At 51.4% G+C, this 21,667-nt stretch carries 14 protein-coding genes; 13 read left to right on the top strand and 1 reads right to left on the bottom strand.

Features of this window, described 5'->3' with window-relative positions; translation table 11 throughout:
* The first annotated feature begins 92 nt into the window (after nt 1-92).
* The 8 genes from F4V51_RS20935 (at nt 93) to F4V51_RS20900 (ending at nt 5,679) form a co-directional block, all read left to right on the top strand.
* Nucleotides 93-461 (top strand): hypothetical protein, encoded by a 369-nt coding sequence (locus tag F4V51_RS20935; RefSeq protein ID WP_153979472.1) that lies wholly within the window; start codon nt 93-95, stop codon nt 459-461.
* Between the two features lie 44 nt (nt 462-505).
* Nucleotides 506-685: a YfhD family protein gene (locus F4V51_RS20930; protein WP_110821281.1), complete on the top strand. Its 180-nt coding sequence runs from the start codon at nt 506-508 to the stop codon at nt 683-685.
* A complete protein-coding gene (locus tag F4V51_RS20925) occupies nt 678-1,070 on the top strand; it encodes a hypothetical protein (protein WP_153979471.1) in 393 nt (130 codons plus the stop codon). Before F4V51_RS20930 ends, F4V51_RS20925 begins: the two co-directional genes overlap by 8 nt.
* A 160-nt stretch (nt 1,071-1,230) precedes the next feature.
* Nucleotides 1,231-2,196 (top strand): 50S ribosomal protein L11 methyltransferase, encoded by a 966-nt coding sequence (gene prmA, locus F4V51_RS20920; RefSeq protein WP_153979470.1) that lies wholly within the window; start codon nt 1,231-1,233, stop codon nt 2,194-2,196.
* 3 nt (nt 2,197-2,199) lie between these two features.
* The gene (locus F4V51_RS20915; RefSeq protein ID WP_153979469.1) at nt 2,200-2,880 is read left to right on the top strand and encodes a site-2 protease family protein; all 681 of its coding nucleotides are present in this window, start codon (nt 2,200-2,202) and stop codon (nt 2,878-2,880) included.
* 138 nt (nt 2,881-3,018) lie between these two features.
* A complete protein-coding gene (locus tag F4V51_RS20910; RefSeq protein ID WP_095359510.1) occupies nt 3,019-3,783 on the top strand; it encodes an RsmE family RNA methyltransferase in 765 nt (254 codons plus the stop codon).
* Nucleotides 3,784-3,785: 2 nt separating this feature from the next.
* The gene (gene mtaB, locus F4V51_RS20905) at nt 3,786-5,132 is read left to right on the top strand and encodes a tRNA (N(6)-L-threonylcarbamoyladenosine(37)-C(2))-methylthiotransferase MtaB (protein WP_153979468.1); all 1,347 of its coding nucleotides are present in this window, start codon (nt 3,786-3,788) and stop codon (nt 5,130-5,132) included.
* A 112-nt stretch (nt 5,133-5,244) separates the two neighbouring features.
* Nucleotides 5,245-5,679, top strand: a complete 435-nt coding sequence (locus tag F4V51_RS20900; protein WP_153979467.1) for an NUDIX hydrolase — start codon at nt 5,245-5,247, stop codon at nt 5,677-5,679.
* Nucleotides 5,680-5,732: 53 nt separating this feature from the next.
* Here F4V51_RS20900 and F4V51_RS20895 read toward each other — a convergent pair whose 3' ends face one another.
* The gene (locus tag F4V51_RS20895) at nt 5,733-6,734 is read right to left on the bottom strand and encodes a Na/Pi cotransporter family protein (protein ID WP_153979466.1); all 1,002 of its coding nucleotides are present in this window, start codon (nt 6,732-6,734) and stop codon (nt 5,733-5,735) included.
* Between the two features lie 487 nt (nt 6,735-7,221).
* Here F4V51_RS20895 and F4V51_RS20890 point away from each other — a divergent pair, with 487 nt between their 5' ends.
* The 5 genes from F4V51_RS20890 (at nt 7,222) to F4V51_RS20870 (ending at nt 21,354) form a co-directional block, all read left to right on the top strand.
* Nucleotides 7,222-8,601: a class I SAM-dependent rRNA methyltransferase gene (locus F4V51_RS20890; RefSeq protein ID WP_153979465.1), complete on the top strand. Its 1,380-nt coding sequence runs from the start codon at nt 7,222-7,224 to the stop codon at nt 8,599-8,601.
* A gap of 183 nt (nt 8,602-8,784) precedes the next feature.
* Nucleotides 8,785-12,288: a helicase-exonuclease AddAB subunit AddB gene (addB, locus tag F4V51_RS20885; protein ID WP_153979464.1), complete on the top strand. Its 3,504-nt coding sequence runs from the start codon at nt 8,785-8,787 to the stop codon at nt 12,286-12,288.
* Nucleotides 12,285-16,547 (top strand): helicase-exonuclease AddAB subunit AddA, encoded by a 4,263-nt coding sequence (gene addA, locus F4V51_RS20880; protein ID WP_153979463.1) that lies wholly within the window; start codon nt 12,285-12,287, stop codon nt 16,545-16,547. Before addB ends, addA begins: the two co-directional genes overlap by 4 nt.
* Before the next feature lie 206 nt (nt 16,548-16,753).
* Nucleotides 16,754-17,938 (top strand): exonuclease SbcCD subunit D, encoded by a 1,185-nt coding sequence (locus F4V51_RS20875; RefSeq protein WP_153979462.1) that lies wholly within the window; start codon nt 16,754-16,756, stop codon nt 17,936-17,938.
* Complete coding sequence (locus tag F4V51_RS20870; RefSeq protein WP_153979461.1) at nt 17,935-21,354, top strand: AAA family ATPase; 3,420 nt, start codon at nt 17,935-17,937, stop codon at nt 21,352-21,354. The genes F4V51_RS20875 and F4V51_RS20870 overlap by 4 nt, the downstream gene beginning before the upstream one ends.
* Nucleotides 21,355-21,667: the final 313 nt, after the last annotated feature.

The raw sequence follows: 21,667 nt of genomic DNA, 5'->3' as shown, positions 1-21,667 counted from the left end.
CCTGCATAATATGAGCAATACTGCGGAAAGATAGCAAGGCGAGAACGATCATGCATAACTGTATGCGCAATCTTGGGAAGCAGGTGAACCGAATGACCGAAAAAAACATTTTGGCCTATTTTCATAGTCCGGAGCAGGCCGAGGGGGCAGCCAAAAAGTTGGAAGCCTTGCGCGTGGAAGACCTGTCCATTAATCGTTTTAGCCGTTACGCAGGTGTTGGACCCAGTGGCGCTTCCTATACTCCAGGCGTTTCCGGCAGCTTCTCATCATGGGTGCCTGGTTCGCTTGGTACGAATGCAACAGCGGGAATCATGGCCGCAGCAGATCCCTCTTCAAGTGGCATGAGTGATGGTGGACAAGAAGGTCCTACCGGCAGAGATGTATTGTTAACCGTTGTGGTTGACGAAGCGGTTCATCACCGAGCGTTATCCATTATTGAACAAGCTGGTGGAATGATCTAGAAATAAGCGGACGAAATTACTTATTCTGAGGGAGGATTATAACGATGGCTGAACACGAACGCCCAGGCAAGATTTTAACAAAAACGGAAAAGATGAAACGGATGCAATCCGCTAAAAACGAAGATGTGGAATTCAGTGCTGAGGTTGCGGACCATGATGACGTAGAGGCAATCCGGCGCAGTGAAGCGGCTGATCGTCGTCAGGGACGGGAGCTTCATGAATGAAGAACGCTCGGCTGTAACCATCGAGGCGGTATTCACCAGCTGGTCTGAAGCCGAATCTGCACGAAGGGCTCTGGCATTGCTGCATCCGAATCAGTTAAGCATCGAGAGCCTTGCGAGCGAATCGCTTGCCAGAAACACAGAACCGCAGGAGCGTACGGATGAAGCACCTACAGCTATAACAGGTGGATTCAGTGGCGAACTGAATGTGCTTGCACTCATCAGTGATGAACCTGAGATGTTGTCCAATGGCGAAGTCATGGATATGACAGAACAACGTGCATTCGTTCCTTCCGGACAAGAAATCCTACTGACCGTTTCAATACCAAGCGACTATCTTCCTCAGGCGGCAGAGATGATTACCCAGAATGGTGGGCGTTTTTGCTGAGGGTTCCCCCTTTTTGGGCACAATTCGAAACAGGATATCCGAGCAGGTAGCTGCGGATGTCCTGTTTTTTGCTTTAAATCTCAGGAACGGTTTTGTGCTCCTGCTCCCTTGTGTAGTACAATGATTGGGATGTTTGAAAAATGAGGAGGAAAAATCAAGTATGTTATGGCATGAACTAACAATACATACCACAGAAGAAGCTGTGGAAATGATCTCGAATTTTTTGCATGAAGCAGGTGCTGGAGGGGTCTCGATCGAAGAATCTGGCACATTAAATAAAGAACGTGATACGTCTTATGGCCAGTGGTATGAGCTGCCTTTGAATGATATTCCGGAAGGTTTGGCTGTGATTAAAGGGTATTTCTCGGAAGGTACGGACATGGAAGCCCTTAAAGCAGAAGTTAACCCGAGAATTAAGCAGCTCTCCGAATTTGATATTGATGCGGGTGAGATCCGGTATGAGGTTCGTACGGTGGATGAAGATGACTGGGCTAATGCCTGGAAACAGTATTTCAAGCCCGTCCGCGTATCTGATCGTTTGACGATCAAACCGACATGGGAAGACTACACACCCGAAAGTCCGGAAGAGAAGATCATCGAGCTGGATCCAGGTATGGCTTTTGGTACAGGTACACATCCGACAACCTCCCTATGCTTGCGGACACTGGAAACGGTAATTCAGGGCGGCGAGGAAGTCATTGATGTGGGTACGGGCTCAGGTATTTTGGCGATCGGTGCCATTCAGCTGGGTGCAAAGCATGTTCTGGCACTGGATCTTGATCCGGTTGCAGTATCGAGTGCGAAGGAGAACGTGCATCTGAACGGCCTGGAGGAGCAAGTTACGGTTAAAGAGAGTGATCTCCTATCTGTTCTTGGAAGCCAAGATCCTGCATTAGGTGTTCAGCTGCCTGTGAAAGTGATCGTAGCCAATATTTTGGCCGAGATTATTATGCTGTTTATTGATGATGTATACAATGCACTGGAACCAGGCGGTGTCTATATTGCTTCAGGGATCTGGAAAAACAAAGAGCAGGTTGTGCATGATGCACTCGTTGCTTCCGGTTTTGAAATTAGTGCGGTCCACCGTGACGAGGACTGGCTGGCTTATGTTGCCAGAAAGAGGTAACGAATGGACTTTCTGAATTCGTTCTTTCGTTATCCCATTGATCAGCTCCCGTTTTTCCTGCTGACGATTCTGATTGCTTTCACTGTACATGAGTTTGCCCATGCATACTTTGCCAATAAATTTGGAGATCCGACCGCCAAGCTGCTGGGTCGGGTCACCCTTAATCCGGCAGTTCACTTTGATTTGTTTGGTGTGCTGCTGCTTGTGATTGCCGGGTTCGGTTGGGCACGGCCTGTCCCGGTCAATCGTGCGAATTTTGATAAGCCTAGATTAATGGGAGTTATTGTGTCGTTTGCTGGACCGCTTAGCAATTTGCTTTTGGCTATTGTGGGAACCATTATCTATGCATCTCTTGTAGGTTCAGGAGCGTTAGGTGGGATTGAGAATGAACGGTTGTTCACGGCGATCTCCATGTTCTTCTCGATTTTCAATCTGACGAACTTTTTCCTGTTCCTCTTTAACCTGATCCCATTGCCACCACTGGATGGTTACCGAATTCTTGAAGATGTACTGCCACCTTCGATTAGTCGCAAACTGCAAGGGGTTGAACAATGGTCCATTTTTATTTTTCTCTTAATTCTGATTATTCCTCCGCTGCAGAACGCTACAATTCAGCCATTATATGAATTAGCGCAGAATATGTATGTTAATTTGGCAAAAGGAATCATTGGATTCTATCGATAATATCACTAGTCTTTTTGGACTGAAATGCTGGTCAGAAGGACATAAAAGTTGTATGATCATCTGTGGCGATTGGATTCACGCCTGCCGCAAGGCAGGGTGAATGCCAGTCATAACAGGAAAGAATAGGTGGATAAACCCATGCAGCGTTATTTTGTATCTGCAGAACAGCTTACAGAGCATTCTGTTGTCATTCTGGGAGATGATGCGCGCCATATCGGTAAAGTGATGCGTGGCAAGCCTGGAGATAAACTGATTGTCAGTGATGGACAGAGTCGTGAGGCTTTGGTGGAGATTGAGAGTATCGAAGCTGGCCAGGTAACGGCAAATATCGTGGAATCTCTGAAAATGGACCATGAAGCCCGTATTCGCGTAACGGTGGCCCAGAGCCTGCCGAAGGGTGACAAGATGGAGACGGTTATTCAGAGATGTACCGAAATCGGAGCGGTAGCCTTTGTACCTTTCCTCTCGGAACGGACGATTGTTCAATATGATGCCAAGAAAGAAGGCAAACGGTTGGAGCGGTGGCGCAAAATTGCCAAGGAAGCCGCTGAACAAAGTCATCGGAATCGCATTCCATCCGTCGAGCAGCCACTTTCCTGGAAAGGGCTGCTGTCTTCTTTTGAGGGCTACAGTTTGGTATGTTATTGTTATGAAAAGGAGAACGGCAAGCAGCTGCGCGATGCGCTGAAGCCGTTTATTGAACAGCTCGCACCTGATGCGGCTGCAGACGTGTTGATTGTGGTTGGACCTGAAGGCGGGTTCTCCGAGAGAGAAACGCTGGAAGCCGATCAGGCAGGCGCGGTATCCGTTGGGCTGGGCAAGCGAATATTGCGTGCCGAGACCGCAGGGATGGCAGCGCTGACTTGTGTTTTATATGAATCCGGAGAAATGGGGGGAATGTAATTATGCCATCCGTGGCGTTTTACACCTTGGGCTGCAAAGTTAACTTTTATGATACAGAGGCGATCTGGCAATTGTTCAAAAATGAAGGATACGATCAAGTGGACTTCGATGAACAGACAGCAGATGTATATCTGATTAATACATGTACGGTAACGAATACCGGGGACAAAAAGAGTCGTCAAATCATCCGTCGTGCCATTCGTCGCAACCCGGATGCGATTGTAGCAGTTACGGGCTGTTACGCTCAAACTTCGCCAGCAGAGATTCTCGACATTCCTGGAGTGGATCTCGTCATCGGAACGCAGGACCGGGATAAAATTTTACCTTATGTTCGCGAAATTCAGGAGTCCCGTCAGCCAGTCAATGCGGTGCGGAACATTATGAAAACTCGTGTATTTGAGGAAATGGACGTGCCGGACTTCGCGGATCGTACGCGTGCATTCCTGAAAATTCAGGACGGCTGCAACAACTTCTGCACGTTCTGCATCATTCCATGGTCACGCGGGCTCTCCCGCAGCCGGGAAGCAAACAGCATTGTTCAGCAAGCTCACCAGCTTGTACATGCCGGTTATAAGGAAATCGTCCTGACAGGCATTCACACGGGTGGATATGGTGACGATATGGAGAACTACGATCTGACTGATCTGCTATGGGATCTGGATAAAGTGGAAGGGCTGGAGCGGATCCGTATCAGTTCCATTGAAGCGAGCCAGATCGATGATCGGATGCTGGATGTCATTAAGCGTTCGGACAAGCTGGTACGCCACTTCCATATCCCGCTGCAAGCGGGTGATGACACCGTATTGAAACGGATGCGCCGCAAGTACACAACCGAAGAATTTTATAACAAAATGCTTCGCATCCGCGAAGCAATGCCAGATGTGGCTATTACAACGGACGTTATCGTAGGTTTCCCGGGTGAGACAGACGAAATGTTCCGTAATGGTTATGAATTGATGAAAAAAATCGGTTTCTCGGAAATGCACGTATTCCCGTACTCCAAGCGTACAGGAACACCGGCAGCCCGGATGGAAGATCAGGTGGATGAAGAAGTCAAAAATGCTCGTGTGCATGAACTGATCGACCTGTCTGAACAAATGCAGCTTGCTTATGCGCAGAAGTTTGTAGGCGAGGTTCTGGATGTCATTCCGGAAGGTGAAGCAAAAGGCCGTGAAGGCAGCGGAAAATTGCATGGTTATAGCGATAACTACATTCAGCTCGTATTTGATGGTTCTACAGACATGATCGGTAAAGTGTGCCGCGTCAAAGTGACCGAAGCGGGTGTAAACGAAAGCCAGGGTACACTGGTTCGTGTACTGGAAGATAATCTGAAGTCCGCAGCGATGTAATCGAGGCGTCAGTAAAACAAGGATTTCATTTCCTTGGGGAGCGTACCCGGGGAGATGAGGTCCTTGTTTTTCAACTAAAGGCAAGACATAACTGTGAACGGGGGAAATCAGAATGAACAAAAAGGAAATATCCGCAGGCGGTGTAGTCTATCGTAACGAGGAAGACGGCAGTCTTCAGATTCAGCTTATTGTGGATCGTTATGGTAAAACAACACTTGCCAAAGGCAAGATGGAAGCTGGAGAAACGGTAGAGGAAACTGCCTTGCGCGAGATTTTGGAAGAGACAGGCATGGTCGGCCGAATTGTGGAGCCTGTCGATATCATTGCCTACACATATCAGCATGCTGAGTTTGGTCCGGTAGACAAGGAAGTTCACTATTATCTGGTTGAAGCAGAAAGTGGAGACCTGCAGCCGCAGATCGAAGAGATCAAGGGAGTCGATTGGTACGCACCAGAAGAAGCCTGGTCAAGACAGCAGCAGAACGGTTACGACAACAACGATAACATTTTGCGGGTGGCACTGAACAAGCTGGGCATTAACGTGTAATAATGGCCGAATACAGCAATGCCTGGTTCCTTATCAAATAGAGGAGCCGAGCATCAAGCCGCGGGCGATTTCGCTGTTGGGGCGTGAGCCGGTGGTTTTTTGTGCCAGATGGGCAGATAGCATAGGGGCAATGCAAGCAGTGAGCTGATGATGTTAAACAGGGTCTGGGCATGCGCAATCTGTGCCCCGTAGTCCGCTGACAGCCAGGCTGAAGCTGCATGCAGCAACCCGATCAGCGGCATAAAAAGCAATGCTCCCGCAATGTTCAATACAACATGGGAGGCTGCAACGAATTTGCCTGCGGAAGCTCCTCCGGCGGCTGCAATCACAGCTGTGACACAAGTCCCGACATTGGACCCGATCACGATGGCAATACCGATCTCCACAGGCAGCACACCTGTAGCCGCCAGCGTAATCGCCACGCTGATGACAGCTGCACTGCTATGAATGAGAGCCGTAAGGCAGGCACCAGCCAGAAATCCCCACCACAGACTGTCGGCCGAGCGATCCAAAAACCACTGAAATACGCCCATGCTGCGCAGGGGGACGGCGATGGATTGCATGACTTGAATGCCGGTCATCACGAGAGCAAAACCGGCAGCTGCAAGAAAGCTATATTGTGAGTTCATTAGGAATCTTCGAGTGTGTTCGGGGGCAGCTTGATTGCGCTCACTAAGAACAACAAAGACAGCCCAACCTGTAAGAGAAATGACTAGCAAGGGCAGGGCAGCACGTCCAATCTGTAACCCAATCAACTCGGTTGTCAGGCATGTACCAATGTTCGTGCCCAGAATAATGCCTAGTGTGCGACCGTAGGTAATTAATCTTGCATTCGCGAGACCAATGGTGAGCACCGTAACGGCGGTACTGCTCTGTAATATTGCGGTGGCTCCTGCACTGAAAGCCATGCCTTTCCATGGAGCAGAGGTAGCTCGGTTAAGCCACCCGGCCAGCATTGGCCCAGCCATTCGCTGTAAGGCCGTTTCCATCAGTTTCATTCCACCAAAAAAAATAATTAGTCCATATATGAGCGGCAGCACAACATCTCTGAACATCTCGTTCCATCATTCCTTCCGTGCCTAGTCGTTATCTCATCTTATGAATAAGAGAGGACAACCATGACAGCAGGAGACAATTGGTGCGGACGGAATTGGATCAGAGGAAGCGAGCGTTCGCGTTTATCTCTGGATTTTCCCTTTGTAAAAAGGGAATCAAAAAAATCCAGGGATAACAGCGATCGGAAGACCAACCGCCCTGTAGCGGCAACATGCTCTTCACAATTTCTGTAATTAGGGTTGTTTCATAACCTACTCACCCCACCATTCAAAAGATACGGTGATTCGTGCAAACGGAGCGGAGGGGACGGAATTGAATCAGAAGAAGCGAAGCGTTCGCGTTTATCCCTGGTTTTCCCTTTGTAAGAAGGGAATCAAAAAAATCCAGGGATAACAGCGATCGGAAGACCAATCCGTCCCCGCAGCGGTCTCCCTTTGCACTAAACCTATCTTTTCAAATAACTAATACAAAGGAAGTGGATTTACCTTGCCATCGGTTACACTGGAACGCAGTCGCAAAAAGCGGCTTGAACATGCACATCCATGGATATACAACAACGAAATTGCCTCGGTTAACGGTAACCCCGAACCGGGAGATCTGGTCAACGTATTGAATCATCAAGGTCGTTATCTGGCGACAGGATACTATAATCCGGCTTCACAGATTACAGTGAGAGTCGTTTCATATCAACCGCTGGAGTTTGAGCAGATGGACACCGCCTTTTTTGCCGCTCGCTTCAGCGACTGCCTGCGTCACCGGGAACGTTTTATCCAGGATGGAGAGGCGTATCGTCTCGTATACGGAGAGGCTGATTTTCTGCCTGGCCTGATCGTGGACCGTTTTGGAAGTGTTCTCGTTGTGCAGCTGCTTACCTTGGGAATGGATCGCTGCCGTGAAGCCATCGTACAGGCTCTGATCGAAGTAATGCAGCCAGAGGGAATCTATGAGCGCAGTGATGTGCCGATTCGTGAGCTGGAAGGACTGGAGCAGACCAAAGGACCGCTGTACGGGGAGTGTCCACGTCATGTTACGGTAACCGAGAATGGCTTGCTTATTAAAGTGGATATCGTGGAAGGCCAGAAAACAGGCTACTTCTTCGACCAGCGTGAGAATCGGGCGGCAATTGAACCGCTTATGAAGGGCTGGGGTTATAAAAGCGGAATTACGGTGCAGGAAGTGGAGCAAGAGGGAAGCCATCAGCTGCTGCCTGTAAATAAAAGCGGTAAAGTGGTAACCTTCCCCTATTGGGATGGGGCTACTGTTCTGGAGTGTTTCTCACACACGGGCAGCTTCACGTTGAACGCTTGCAAATATGGTGCCAAAAAAGTCACATGCCTAGATATTTCCGAGCATGCGATTGAAAGTGCCCGCACCAACGTAGAATTGAATGGTTTTACGGATCGGGTAGAATTTGTTGTCGCTGATGCCTTCCAGTATTTACGTGAACAGGTCAAGGGAGTAGAAGAGCGTTCCGTACGTGCACGGGCAGCCGAACAGAAAGTGGATACCTCCAAAGCGCTTGCAGCTGGCGGCGGGAAAACATTTGATGTGGTCATTCTTGACCCACCTGCCTTTGCCAAAACCAAATCAGCAGTCAAAGGCGCCTGCCGTGGATACAAGGATATTAACCTGCATGGCATGAAGCTTGTGAATGAAGGTGGGTATTTGGTCACAGCGAGCTGTTCATATCATATGCGTCCGGATCTTTTCCTGGAAACGATTGCGGATGCTGCTGAAGATGCGGGCAAGGTATTGCGCCTAATTGAATGGAAAGCTGCCGGCAAGGACCACCCGCAAATTTTGGGTGTAGATGAAGGGCATTACTTGAAATTTGCCATTTTTGAAGTGCGCAGCAAAACAAACTGATCTGTCATCTTGTTAAAAGTTACGTTAAGAAACAAGTCCACGGTGTAATAAGCTGTGGGCTTGTTTTGTGTTACAGGAAATCATTTGCCATTACCGGATTGTGGCAAACGTATGTTCCGAACCAGGTCAGATATGTTATACTGGGAATTAAAATCTTGTTCGTGATGGTTTGGAGGATTAGACATGTCTGTAAGCTTTATTATTGGCCGGGCAGGCAGCGGCAAGACGACGCTGATTACCCGGGAAATTACGTCTTTGCTTCAAAAGGAACCTCAAGGCAAACCACTCATATGGTTGGTTCCGGAACAAAGCTCGTTTCGCACCGAGCAGGCTCTGGTTTCTTCTGGCGCGATCAAAGGCACTATGCGTGCAGAAGTATTGGGTTTTCGCCGATTAGCCTATCGTATCATGCAGGAAGCGGGTGGTTCTGCGCGGATTCCAATCGGAGCCGAAGGGAAAAAGATGCTGCTTTATAAAGTACTTCAGCGGCGCAAGGAAGAGCTGAAGCTTTTTGGCGCTTCGGGCAATCAATTGGGCTTTATAGGGCATTTAAATGATTTGTACAGTGAGTTTAAGCGTTATGAACTAGATCCCGGCTTGTTGGAAGAAGGCCTTTCTAATTGGAATACGTCTTCTTCAGCACCGATCCTGGGTGACAAGTTACATGATTTGCTTCTTATATATCGAGATTATGAACAGGAACTGACGGAACTCTACATCGATGATGAAGACACGCTGACAGAACTGAACGAACGTTTGGCAGAGAGTGAGCTTCTTCAGGATGCACAAATCTGGATTGACGGTTTTCAGGGCTTTACACCACAGGAAATGAGCGTAATTGGAAGACTGATGCTTCAGTCCTCTTCAGTAACCATTACGTTGACCCTGGATCGGCCATATGATCACGGGGCACTGCCTAGCGAATTGGATCTGTTCCATCCAACAGCGAGCGCATATGCGCGGCTCAAGGGTATGGCTGAGGATCTGGGAGTCATGAGCGAAACGATGGTGCTGCAGCCGGATGTTTTGCCAAGATATGAGCACAGCCCTGGTCTGGCTCATCTGGAGTCTGGGTTCGACCGACGCATTCGTTGGAGAAGTGATGGCCGCGATGCGGGCGTGAAGTTATACGCAGCCGAAAATCGCAGGGCTGAGATGGAAGGTGCACTGCGGGAAATGCGCAGGTTGGCTCAGGAGGAAGGCGTGCGTTATCGGAACATGGCCGTACTCGTTCGTCAGCTGGATGCCTATGCCGATATTGCCGAGCCCCTATTCAGGGACTATGACGTGCCCGTTTTCCTGGATCGCAGAAGAAGTGAGCTTCATCATCCGCTGTCCGAATTCATTCGTTCTGCAATTGATGTTGTTCGTCGCCGCTGGCGTTACGAAGATGTATTTCGCTGTGTCAAAACGGATCTGCTGCTTCCTCGTGATGGTTCCATCACTCGTGAAGATATGGACCAGCTCGAAAATTATATACTCGCGTGTGGAATTCACGGATACCGCTGGACCGACGGCAAGCCTTGGAAATACGTCCCGAGTCTGTCTCTGGAAGACAATGGACAGGACGCTCGAAGCCGAGGGCGGGAACAAATGCTGTCGCTGATGGAAAAATGCCGAACGGTCATTACGGATCCGATGGCTGTGTTTGAGAAGCGCATGATCAAGGCCAAGACGGCAAGAGAACAGTGTGCTGCACTATATGGACTGCTGGAAGACGCAGAAATTCCCTGGAAACTCGAAATGATGTCGGCTGAGGCAACCGCTCAGGGCGACCCGGAGCGTTCGCGGGAACATCGTCAGATGTGGGGAGCTGTCCTGGATCTGCTGGACCAGATGGTGGATATGATGGGAGCCGAACGACTGGACATCGATCTGTTTGCAGGCCTGATGGAGACGGGGTTAACTGAGCTGAAGCTAGGACTTGTTCCGCCGGCGCTGGATCAGGTGCTGGTCGGTTCCATGGACCGGACGCGGCTGCAGGATATCCAATATGTATTCATTCTGGGAGCCGTTGATGGTGAACTGCCGGCTGTGCCGCAGGAAGATGGCGTGTTAACGGAGCAGGAGCGGGAGCTGCTGACCGAGAGAGGTCTCGGTCTCGGACCTGGAACAACAAGACAAATGCTGGACGAGCGTTTCCTGATCTATACCGCCTTGACTGCTGCAAGTAAGCAGTTGTGGTTGAGTTACCCTGTGGCTGATGATGAGGGCAAAACGCTTTTGCCTTCGGAAATTGTGAGACATGTACGCAAGATGTTCGGATTGAATGAAGTGCCACTTCTTGCACAGCCGCCAGTAACGGGTTTGGAAGAAGCTCATTGGCCTTACGTTATTCATCCAGAGCAGAGTCTGTCCGTTCTGATTGGGCAGCTCCGCAGATGGCGCAGGGGTGAAGAGATTCCTGAACTCTGGTGGTCGGTCTACAACTGGCACTGCTCCAATGAGAGCCTCAGACCTCAGCTGGAACGATTGCTGGGCTCCATCTTTTATCGCAATCGGGCATTGCCTCTTCGTACTTCGACAAGCCGCCGATTGTATGGCACGGAGGTGCGGACAAGTGTTTCGCGAATGGAGCGATTCGTGGCATGTCCATTCTCCCATTTTGCCTCGCACGGGCTGCGATTGAAAGAGCGTCAGCTATATCGTCTTCAAGCTCCGGACATTGGGCAGCTGTTCCATGCTGCGCTGAGTCAGCTGGCGATACGACTGCGTGAAGAGAACCGCAGCTGGGGCAGCCTCTCTCCGGAACAATGCCGCAAGGAAGCGGAGCAAACGGTAGATCAGATTGCCCCTCAGCTTCAGGGCGAGATTCTGCTGAGCACGAAGCGTTACGGCTACATTTTCCGCAAACTGAAGGATATTGTAAGCCGGGCTTCGGTCATTTTGGGTGAGCAATCCAGACGGGGGAGTTTTGAACCTATCGGTCTGGAGCTGGACTTTGGGCCTGGCAAACCCTTGCCGCCGCTTCGTTTCGAACTGGAGAACGGGTGTGTGATGGAGATTGTGGGCCGGATTGACCGGGTTGATGTGGCCGAGGGAGAAAATGGACTTTTGCTTCGGGTTATTGACTATAAATCAAGCCAGACGGATCTCAAATTGCATGAAGTGTACTACGGACTGTCCCTGCAGATGCTTACGTATCTGGAAGTACTGCTTAGTGCTGCCGAAGAGTGGCTGGGAGAATCGGCAATGCCTGGAGGAACACTGTATTTCCATGTGCATAACCCATTGCTGCAATCTGCAAACGGCATGAGCTCAGAACAAGCGGGACAGGAATTGCTGAAACGCTTCAAAATGAAGGGTTTGCTTTTGGCAGATCGTGATGCCATCGCACAGATGGATAACACACTGGATAAAGGCTACTCGGCCATCATTCCTGTTGCACTCAAGGCGGACGGCAGCTTCTACAGCAGCGCAGCGGTAGCTACGCCAGACCAGTGGGACACGCTGCTCGCATCGGTTCGAGGCAATATCCGGGAGATCGGGACCCGCATTACGGATGGGGATGTGGCCATAGAGCCTTACCGCATTCAGCAGGAGGTTGCATGCACATTCTGTCCGTTTAAACCTGTCTGTCAATTTGATGAGAATATTGAAGGCAATGAATATAATCTGTTGTCCAAACCGGGCAAACAGCAAATCTGGGACATGCTGTCACACAACAAGGGAGGGGAGACGTCATGACGAATATGCCAAAACCGGAAGGCAGCTTCTGGAGCGATGACCAGTGGAGTGCAATTTCCCAGAGTGGTGAAGACATTCTTGTTGCAGCAGCAGCGGGGTCGGGTAAAACAGCTGTGTTGGTCGAACGGATTATTCGTAAAATAGCCGATCCTTCTCTTGGCTTCAGCGTGGACCGATTGTTGGTGGCTACCTTTACGAAGGCGGCTGCTGCTGAGATGAAGCAGCGTATTCGGGAAGCACTTGAACGTGCACTCGAGGAAGAGCCTGAGGAAGAGCATTTGCGCAAACAGTTATCGCTGCTTGGGCGAGCTTCAATTACAACGCTGCATTCATTTTGTATGGAAGTCATCCGCCGTTACTATCAGCAAATACCGCTTAATCCGGCTTTTCGGATATTGAACGAGAATGAAGCCGAAATGCTGCGTCAAGAGCTCCTGGAAGAGCTGTTTGAAGATAAATACGGGGAAGAAGGCGAAGGCAGTACATTCCGTGAGCTTGTGGACTGGTTCAGCGGTGAACGGAACGATGATGCCATGCACCGGCTTGTGCAGCGCCTGTATGATTTCTCGCGCAGTCACTCCTGGCCGGATCACTGGCTCGCGGAAATGGCGTCTGCATTTCAAGTGGAAAGTGTAGAGGCTCTTGGTCATTCAGCATGGGTACAGAGCATTCTACGTGATGCCGCACTTACCCTGAGCGGTGCAGCGGGGCTCTTGCGTCAGGGGATTGGCATTGCGTTGCAGCCGGAAGGGCCAAAACCGTACGCGGATACCTTAAAGGAAGATCTGGGCATGGTGGAGGAGCTCCTGTCTGCTGTGGAGGTTATGCCATGGGAGAGACTGCCTGAAGTATTTCAGCCCGCAGCTTTTGGCAAGCTGAAACCCTGCAAAAAGGATCAAACCGATCCGGCGCTGCAGGAACAAGTGAAGGAACTTCGGGAGGCTGCAAAAAAGGCAGTCACCGATCTGAAAGGCTCGCTCTTTGGCCGGAGTGCATTTTCCTTCTGGCAGGAGCTGGAGCAGGCGGCTCCGCTCATGCAGGAGCTGTCCAAACTTGTAAGTGAGTTCGGCGAACGTTACAAGCTGGCCAAACAAGAACGTGGACAGGTTGATTTTAGCGATCTGGAGCATTATTGCCTTCACATTTTGCGTCATGAGGATTCCACGCCAGAGCTCTCCATGCCTTCAGATGCAGCAATGGAATATAGAGCGCGTTTCGATGAAGTGCTGCTGGATGAATATCAGGATACCAATACCGTTCAGGAAGATATCGTAAAGCTAATATCCAGGGAGAATCCGGGTAATCGCTTTATGGTAGGAGATGTGAAACAGAGTATTTATCGTTTCCGCTTGGCTGAACCGGGACTATTTCTCAATAAATATCGTCAATACAGCTCTGGCACCCAAAGCATTGAAGGAGAAGGAAGCACGTTGCGTGCAGGCAGACGCATTGACCTGGCACGTAACTTCCGCAGTCGTGCTGAGGTTGTTCATTCGGTAAATATGCTGTTCCGGCAGCTCATGAATGAGGGCGTAGCTGAGATCGCTTATGACGAACGGGCCCGGCTTGCCTACGGAGCTTCGTTTCCACCAGAAACTGAGGGAGATGAGGCATACACACCGGAACTGCTTCTGATTGATCGACAAGGAGGAGGCCCGGATCTGGGTGAGAGTATAGATGAAAATGGAGATCACCTGGCGTCGGCTGAACTGGAAAGTGCCGAACTGGAAACGGCTCAACTGGAAGCACGCGCTATGGCTCGGCGCATTCGGGAGATCGTTGGCGATACCGATCAGCCTGCGCTGAATGTGTATGATAAGGCGTTAAAAACAATGCGTCCTGCTCGTTACGGCGATATTGTCATCCTGCTGCGCTCTGCCTTGATGTGGGCTCCGTTAATGATCGAAGAATTCAGGCAGCAGGGAATTCCGGCCGGAGGGGAGCAGAGCAAGGGTTATTTTCAGGCAACGGAAGTGGAGATCATGTTATCCCTGCTTCAGATCGTGGACAACCCACGACAGGATATTCCGCTCGCTTCAGTCCTTCGTTCACCGATTGTGGGATTAAATGAAGAGGATTTGGCACAAATCCGTCTGGGGGATAAAAGGCAGTCTTTCTATGATGCAGTTGTAACTGCTGCTCAGATCGAACAAGTGACCAATGATGATTCGTCTGCAGTACAGATGCAATGGCCGGAATTCTGGTCAGAACTGGAACAGGCCAAGCAAGAGGCTGCTGTTACAGCAGAGTCCTCGGTACTCGAGCAGCAATCTCTGAATGAGGGTATCGAAAAGGATGGTTATCATGATCCAGGAGAGCACTCAGCCTATGCAGGATCAGAATTAAAGCAGAAATTAATTCATTTTATGGGCCAGTTGCAGCAATGGCGGCTTGAGGCACGTCAAGGCAGTCTAAGTGAACTCATTTGGCGTATATACAGGGAGACTGGATATTTGGACTGGGTAGGTGGTCTTCCGGGAGGTATACAGCGTCAAAGCAACCTGAAAGCCCTGTATGACCGTGCGCGTCAATATGAAGAATCGACGTCGAATCGGGGGTTGTTCCGCTTTTTGACCTATGTCTCCAGACTTCGTGAGAATGGTGGGGATTTGGGAACAGTGGCGGGATCGGGCGAACAGGACAATGCGGTCCGAATCATGACCATTCACCGGAGTAAAGGGTTGGAGTTTCCGGTTGTGTTTGTGGCAGGCATCTCCAAAATGTTCAATCAGCAGGATCTGAATGCACCATTCTTGATGCACAAGGAGCTTGGATTTGGTCCGAGATTTGTAGATCGGGAAAATAGGGTGGCTTATCCCACACTGGCTAATTTAGCCATTCGACGCAGAGCCCAGTTTGAGCTGCTGGCTGAGGAGATGCGGGTACTGTATGTTGCACTGACTCGGCCCAAGGAGAAAATGATTCTGGTTGGGACGGTTAAGGATGCTGCCAAAAAGGCAGCCGCGTGGTCACAGATCAAAGACAGCTCGGAACTGATTCTGCCGGATTACCTGCTCGCGGCAGGACGAAGTTATCTGGACTGGATCGGACCATCTCTAATTCGCCATCCATCGGCCGCTCCATTACGCGAACTGGCTGGTGTACAAGACTCCTACGCTGCTTGTCTGATGGATGATGAATCATGCTGGAGCATTTCTGTCATGTCTGCCGATTGGGTATCGAGAGAGACCTTTGTGGATTCAAAACATGGTGAGGAAGACGAGTTGGCAGAAGCACGCCAAGAACGAATGAAAGCTCTACAAGCAGTGAAACCGGTGATTTTATACCCCGCCACAATCCATGGCGAGATGGATCGAGATTTGTCAGATGAGCCATCACGAGATAATGTGAAGGTTGACGGGGGCGCAACGGAAACCGAATGGATACAAAACGTAGAGCGGCGCCTATCATGGACGTATCCATATGAAACGGCAACCCAGGTGGCCGCAAGCACGTCCGTCTCAGAGTTAAAGACAATGCTTGCCATACAGGACCATCAACCTCTCCAAGTGATGGAGGAGCTGGAGAGACAAATGGAGGATTCGGAGGTTCTCGAAATCCCGCCGTCCGAACATAAGGTCAGTGAGACTCATCATGGTCGGGCGGATGGCTCGAATGAGCATTCCTTCAAATTACATTTGCGTCGCCCGAAGTTTATGGAAGAAAAGCAGTTGACGGGGGCAGAGCGGGGGACCGTTTATCATACGCTGATGCAGCATTTACCATTGGATGGAACGAAAGTGGATGCCGCGATTGTAGAACAGACGCTTGCAAGACTGACTACACTTCAGATTTTGCTGCCTCATCAGGCCGAAGTGATTGAACCTGAACATTTGGCTCAATTCTTTCAGACGGAACCAGGCACCGAGCTGCTGCGTGCTGACTGGGTAAAACGGGAGATTCCTTTTATCTATGGACTTCCAGCAGAGCATTCTCCCGCCGATTGGATGCAGCATCTGTCATCGAATGCGGGAATGCAATCCCTGGATGAAGACGGCGGACTACAGGCCTCGCTCGAGAATGAAACCGTACTTGTGCAGGGGATCATTGATTGCCTCTACGAGGTGGACGGTGAGCTTACGCTGCTGGATTACAAAACCGACCGGGTACTGGAACATCGCGGAGGATTAAACGAATTGACCAGAAACTATCGTTTTCAGCTGGAGCTGTATGGCCGGGCGATTGAAGATATTTTGGGACGCAAGGTAGATCGGAAGTGGCTGTACTTCTTTGATGGTGGACATGCTGTAGAACTTTAAAGGAGCAGCTTGGAAACGGAAGATACATTCGCTATATGTGCTTGCGATGAACGATGAAAGTCACGAAGGGGACGAATCGGTTTCTTGGAAACGATGTTGTCCCCTTTGTTTCCGCATTGGCTAGTGCCATTCAGGAATGAGAGGCCAATATTGGGTCTAGGCGCTCTTATGATTATGTTTTTGTAGGGAGAGGGGATGAACGGAATATGCGTATTTTACACACCGGGGATTGGCATTTGGGAAAAACGTTGGAAGGAAGAAGCAGGCTGCGTGAGCAGGAGGATTTCGTCGATGAACTTGTTAGACTGGCAGATGAGCAGCAGGCTGATGCCGTGTTGATGGCTGGTGACGTATATGACTCGGTCAATCCTCCTGCTTCGGCAGAGCAGCTGTTTTACGAGGCGGCGGCCAGGCTTACGGAGCGGGGAAGACCACTAGTAGTCATTGCAGGTAACCATGATCAGCCGGAACGAGTAGCCTCTGTGACACCACTTGTAAATAGACAGGGGATTACACTTGTGGGTATGCCGACGGCGGAAGCGGTGACTATTCATGCGACTAGAACAGGCGAGACTGCCAAGATTGCTGCTCTGCCCTATCCTTCAGAGGCAAGGCTCAATGAAGTTCTCGCTACGGATGGTGATGAAAACGTGCTTCGTCAAGCTTATAGCCGCCGGGTTGGCATGCTCATGCAGCGTCTGGCTAACTCATTTGGTCCGGATACGGTGAATTTGGCGATGAGTCACATTTATGTGCTGGGCGGGGTTGAAAGCGATTCGGAGCGCCCAATACAGGTGGGCGGGGCTTATACCGTAGATCCATCCTCACTCTCGATCGGTGCCCAATATACAGCACTCGGACACCTACATCGCGCTCAGGCTGTGAAGGGGGACGGCGTGATCCGGTACAGCGGATCACCGCTGGCCTACAGCTTCTCGGAAGCGGGACAGAGCAAATCCGTAACGATGGTCGATTTGGCGCCAGGCGGAACTCCGAAGATAGAAGAAGTGCTGTTATCCTGTGGACGTCCACTTGTGCGCTGGAAGGCACGCGGAGGTCTGGCCGAGGTGTATCGCTGGTTGGAAGAGGGAAGAGACGCCCAAGCATTCATTGATATGGAAGTATGGCTGGACGATGCCATGTCACTCAAAGAGATCCAGCAGCTGCGCAAGTCACATGATGGCATTATTCATATTCGTCCGGTGTATCCGGAGATGGCTGCTGCCGGATTGCTGGAGCAGCGTTCCGAGCTGCCTGTGCATGAATTGTTCCGCAAGTTCTACCAGCGTCAGACGGGCGGGGCACAGCCGGAGGACAGTTTGGTACAGTTGTTCCTTGAGCTGGTGGATGAGGACGAGCCAGGCGTGCGTGAGGAGGTCGAAGGAAGATGAAGCCGATTTTATTAAAAGTGGCCGGATTGCAAAGTTATCGTGAAGCTCAGGAGATTGATTTTACGGTACTGACCGAAACCGGATTATTCGGTATCTTCGGTCCAACGGGCAGCGGAAAGTCTTCGCTGCTGGATGCCATTACTCTTGCCATGTACGGAAAGGTGGAGCGGGCGGTTAACGGAACTCAGGGGATTATGAATCATGCTGAGGATGCCCTCGCAGTCGCCTTTACCTTCGAACTGTCGTCAGCTGAAGGAGCGCGAAGATTTCGGGTGGAACGGCGTTTTAAGCGGAATAACGAAATATCGGTAAGCAATACGATCAGCAAATTTATTGAGACCGTAAACGGGGAGGAACAGGTGCTCGCTGACAAGCTAGCCGATGTGAACCGCTGTGTGGAAGAAGTGATCGGGCTCAAAATGGATGATTTTACGCGGGCCGTAGTGCTTCCTCAAGGGAAATTCGCTGAGTTTCTATCGCTGAAAGGCAGTGAACGACGCCAAATGCTGCAGCGGCTGTTCCATTTGGAAAAGTACGGGGATCAGCTGGCCATTAAGCTCAGCCGGCGCGTGAAGGATAACGATATGGTTCATCAAGCGCTCTTGGCAGAGCAGCAGGGCCTTGGCAATGCAAGTCAAGAAACGCTGGAAGAAACCAAACGTCTTCTGCAGGAGGCCGTGAAGCATGCGGAGCTCTCCCGTCAGACACTGGATGAGGCTGCGAAGGAAGCGGAACAGCTGGGTAAAATACGTGAATTAAGTCATGAACGCCAGATGCGTCTGGATGAACAACATAAGCTCAAAGCTCTCGAACCGCAAATCGAAACCGGGGAGCAGCGCTTGAAACAGTCGAGCTCAGCAGATGCCATATTGCCCGCACTTCAGACGATGCGGGATGCAGTTACCCAGCAGAAGCTTCGACAAACTGCAGCCTTAGCTGCACATGAACAAGCCGTGGAACACGAACGATTATCCGTGCTTGAAGCAGAAAAGGCCGAAACGGCACGTGTACAGCTGGCTGAGGGCGAACCCAAGCTGCTGCTTCGGCTGGAGCAGTTGGAACAGGCCAAAGAGCTGCAGCGGGAACGAGACAGTCTTCAGGAGGACAGCGCACGTTTGAAGCAGCTTCTGGAGAAAGGACAGGCGGAGCAGGAAGTTCATGGCCAGCAGCTGGAGAAGGAAAAGGAACTGCAGCAGCGTGGACGAAAACGGCGGGAAGAATTGCAGGAAAGTCTGAAGCCAAATGAAGTCAAGTCAGAGGAGCGGAGACAACTACAAGCTGCGCTGGAGCTTCGACATCGACTGGATACGGCAGCAGAACAGCTGCGTCAAAATCAGGCCGAGATGGAGACGTACAAGCAGTCTTCCAATTTGGCAGAAAGCAAACTTCAGGCGGCAATAGGCGAAGAGGAACGCCTGGAAGAACAGCGGAAGCTGCTGATTGAACAGGCGTTGGCGGGTTTGGAGGCCATGCTTGCCTGTGAGCAGGGCATCGGCCGTGAACAAAGCCTGCTGGCCGGGGCGGAGGAGCAGCTGCGCGGCTCGATGCGCGAGCAGGAGCTGCACCGGCTCTCCTCCGCCTTGCGCGCCGAGCTGCGCGATGGCGAGCCATGCCCGGTGTGCGGCTCCGCACACCACCCGCTCCCGGCTGCGCCGCCGGGAGAAGGTCCGCACGCAGGCGATGCGGACCTGGAACTGCTGCGCAGCCTGCAGGCAGAGCTGCAGGAGCTGCGCTTCGGGCTGCGCCAGCAGCTGCATGAACGTCGCAGCCTGCTGACGCAGCTTGGCGCCGCGGCCGGCGAAGCACCGGCCGCAGCCGAGGCCGCGCCTGCGGCAGCGGAGCAAGAGCCCGCAGGTTCGCCCGCACACGGGCACTCACCTGCGGACTGGGCGACGCGTGCCGCTGCGCTGCGCGAGACCGCGCGTGCGCTGGCTGACGCCGCGACGCAAGTGCAGGCGCAAGCCGCCGCGCTGCAGCAGGCGGCTGTGGGTGCGCAGCAGCACCGCATGGAGACGGCAGCCGCGCAGGAGGCTGGCCGTGCCGGTCTCGTCCAGGCGGAGCGCAAGCTGGCCGAGAGCGAGGCAGCAGCGGCTGCATTGCAAGGCCGCTGGGCCTCAGAACTGCCTGGCATCGCCCCAGAGGAGGCTGTCGCCCTTCATCAGGCGATGCAGGAACGCGATGCACGTGCCGAAGACATCAAGGAACGGCTGAACAAGAGTGTCACGTTTTTGGAAGAAAAGGAACAGTCCGTACAGTCCCTCCAACAAAAGCTGGTTGAATTGGAAAAACAGCTGATCCAGTGGCAAACCGAGTGGCAGGGAAACCGTAAACAGCTGGCCGAGAAGGAAGAACGATTGCGCCAGTGGGTGGGCGAGCAACGTGTAGAAGAGCTCATCGCTGTCACGCAGTCACAGCTGGATGGGCTGCGAAAAGCAGCAGCCGACTCGGCCAGACGATTCAAGGAAGCGGACAACCTGAAACAGGAGTCTGCCAAGAAAGACGTCATGGCCAGACAGGCCCTAACTTCAGCATCGGAGCATTTGGAGCAGGCGCAGGCACGCTGGCAGCAATTGCTTGATCAATCTCCATTTGACTCTGAACAAGCCGTTCTGGAGGCAGCGATTCCTGCAGACAAGGCTGAGCGACTGGCAGCAGAGATTCAGCATCATCGTGAAAGGGAACGAGAGCTGGTTTCCCAGCTGCGTGAACTGGAGCAAAAGCTGGGTGGTGCAGAAGTGTCCGAAGAGCAGTGGCTAGCCTGCACAGAACGTCTGAAGTTACGACGGGCCGAGGATGAAGCTGCACTAAGTGCCAAGGCGCGTGCAGAACGGGATCTGGAAGATGTTCAGCAGCGTCACGTTCGCTGGACCGAATTGGAGAACAAACGGGTAGAAGTGAGTCATCACGGAGAGCAGCTCAGCAAACTGCAGGCAGCCTTCAGAGGCAATGCATTTGTAGAGTATATTGCAGAAGAGCAGCTCATGCAGGTTAGCCAAGCTGCGTCGCAGCGTTTGCGTTTTCTTACGAAGCAGCGCTATTCACTCGAGGTGGATTCGGGCGGTGGATTTGTCATCTGTGATGATGCCAACGGCGGAGTTAAACGTCCGGTATCCACTTTATCCGGTGGAGAGACCTTCTTGACCTCGTTGTCTCTGGCACTCGCCTTGTCCGCACAGATTCAGCTGCGCGGCCAGTACCCGCTTCAATTCTTCTTCCTGGATGAAGGGTTTGGAACATTGGACCCGGATCTGCTGGACACGGTCATTACATCACTGGAGAAATTGCATGATGACCGTTTGGCTGTCGGGGTCATCAGCCACGTACCGGAACTGCGGGCTCGTCTGCCGCGCAAACTGGTTGTTATTCCTGCGAGCGAAGCAGGAGGTGGTTCCCGGGTAGTATTGGAGAGTCTTTGATAGACAGATTTTGTTTGCCTGCTCCGAAAGCTAATAAAGCTATCTGACTTTAACAGCAGGAGAATAGAGCATTGACTGCTTCCACTGCAAAACAAGACGATATTTAAGTTGAACCTTGTGAATTGGAGTGAGTTACCTCACAGATACAGGTTCAACCAGCTGTTATACTACAGTCAAGCCGACATACCTTATGTAAAGTACCCCGGCGGACGTTTGATCAGGAAGCTTCCCGCTCAGACGTCCGCGGCAGCTGATTTCATTCGAAATCCGCTCATGGGGTGCTTCTTTTTTTGCTCTGTTCCTTTAGTGTCAA

It is taken from the genome of Paenibacillus xylanilyticus (genome assembly GCF_009664365.1).
GTDB classification, from domain to species: Bacteria; Bacillota; Bacilli; order Paenibacillales; family Paenibacillaceae; genus Paenibacillus; species Paenibacillus xylanilyticus_A.
Note: the sequence above shows the minus strand (reverse complement) of the source record. Positions and strands in the feature narration are given on the sequence as shown.

Coding starts and splice junctions, on each gene's coding strand:
- F4V51_RS20935 (WP_153979472.1), top strand. CDS start 93: ATGACCGAAAAAAACATTTTGGCCTATTTTCATAGTCCGGAGCAGGCC.
- F4V51_RS20930 (WP_110821281.1), top strand. CDS start 506: ATGGCTGAACACGAACGCCCAGGCAAGATTTTAACAAAAACGGAAAAG.
- F4V51_RS20925 (WP_153979471.1), top strand. CDS start 678: ATGAATGAAGAACGCTCGGCTGTAACCATCGAGGCGGTATTCACCAGC.
- prmA (WP_153979470.1), top strand. CDS start 1,231: ATGTTATGGCATGAACTAACAATACATACCACAGAAGAAGCTGTGGAA.
- F4V51_RS20915 (WP_153979469.1), top strand. CDS start 2,200: ATGGACTTTCTGAATTCGTTCTTTCGTTATCCCATTGATCAGCTCCCG.
- F4V51_RS20910 (WP_095359510.1), top strand. CDS start 3,019: ATGCAGCGTTATTTTGTATCTGCAGAACAGCTTACAGAGCATTCTGTT.
- mtaB (WP_153979468.1), top strand. CDS start 3,786: ATGCCATCCGTGGCGTTTTACACCTTGGGCTGCAAAGTTAACTTTTAT.
- F4V51_RS20900 (WP_153979467.1), top strand. CDS start 5,245: ATGAACAAAAAGGAAATATCCGCAGGCGGTGTAGTCTATCGTAACGAG.
- F4V51_RS20895 (WP_153979466.1), bottom strand. CDS start 6,734: ATGTTCAGAGATGTTGTGCTGCCGCTCATATATGGACTAATTATTTTT.
- addB (WP_153979464.1), top strand. CDS start 8,785: ATGTCTGTAAGCTTTATTATTGGCCGGGCAGGCAGCGGCAAGACGACG.
- addA (WP_153979463.1), top strand. CDS start 12,285: ATGACGAATATGCCAAAACCGGAAGGCAGCTTCTGGAGCGATGACCAG.
- F4V51_RS20875 (WP_153979462.1), top strand. CDS start 16,754: ATGCGTATTTTACACACCGGGGATTGGCATTTGGGAAAAACGTTGGAA.
- F4V51_RS20870 (WP_153979461.1), top strand. CDS start 17,935: ATGAAGCCGATTTTATTAAAAGTGGCCGGATTGCAAAGTTATCGTGAA.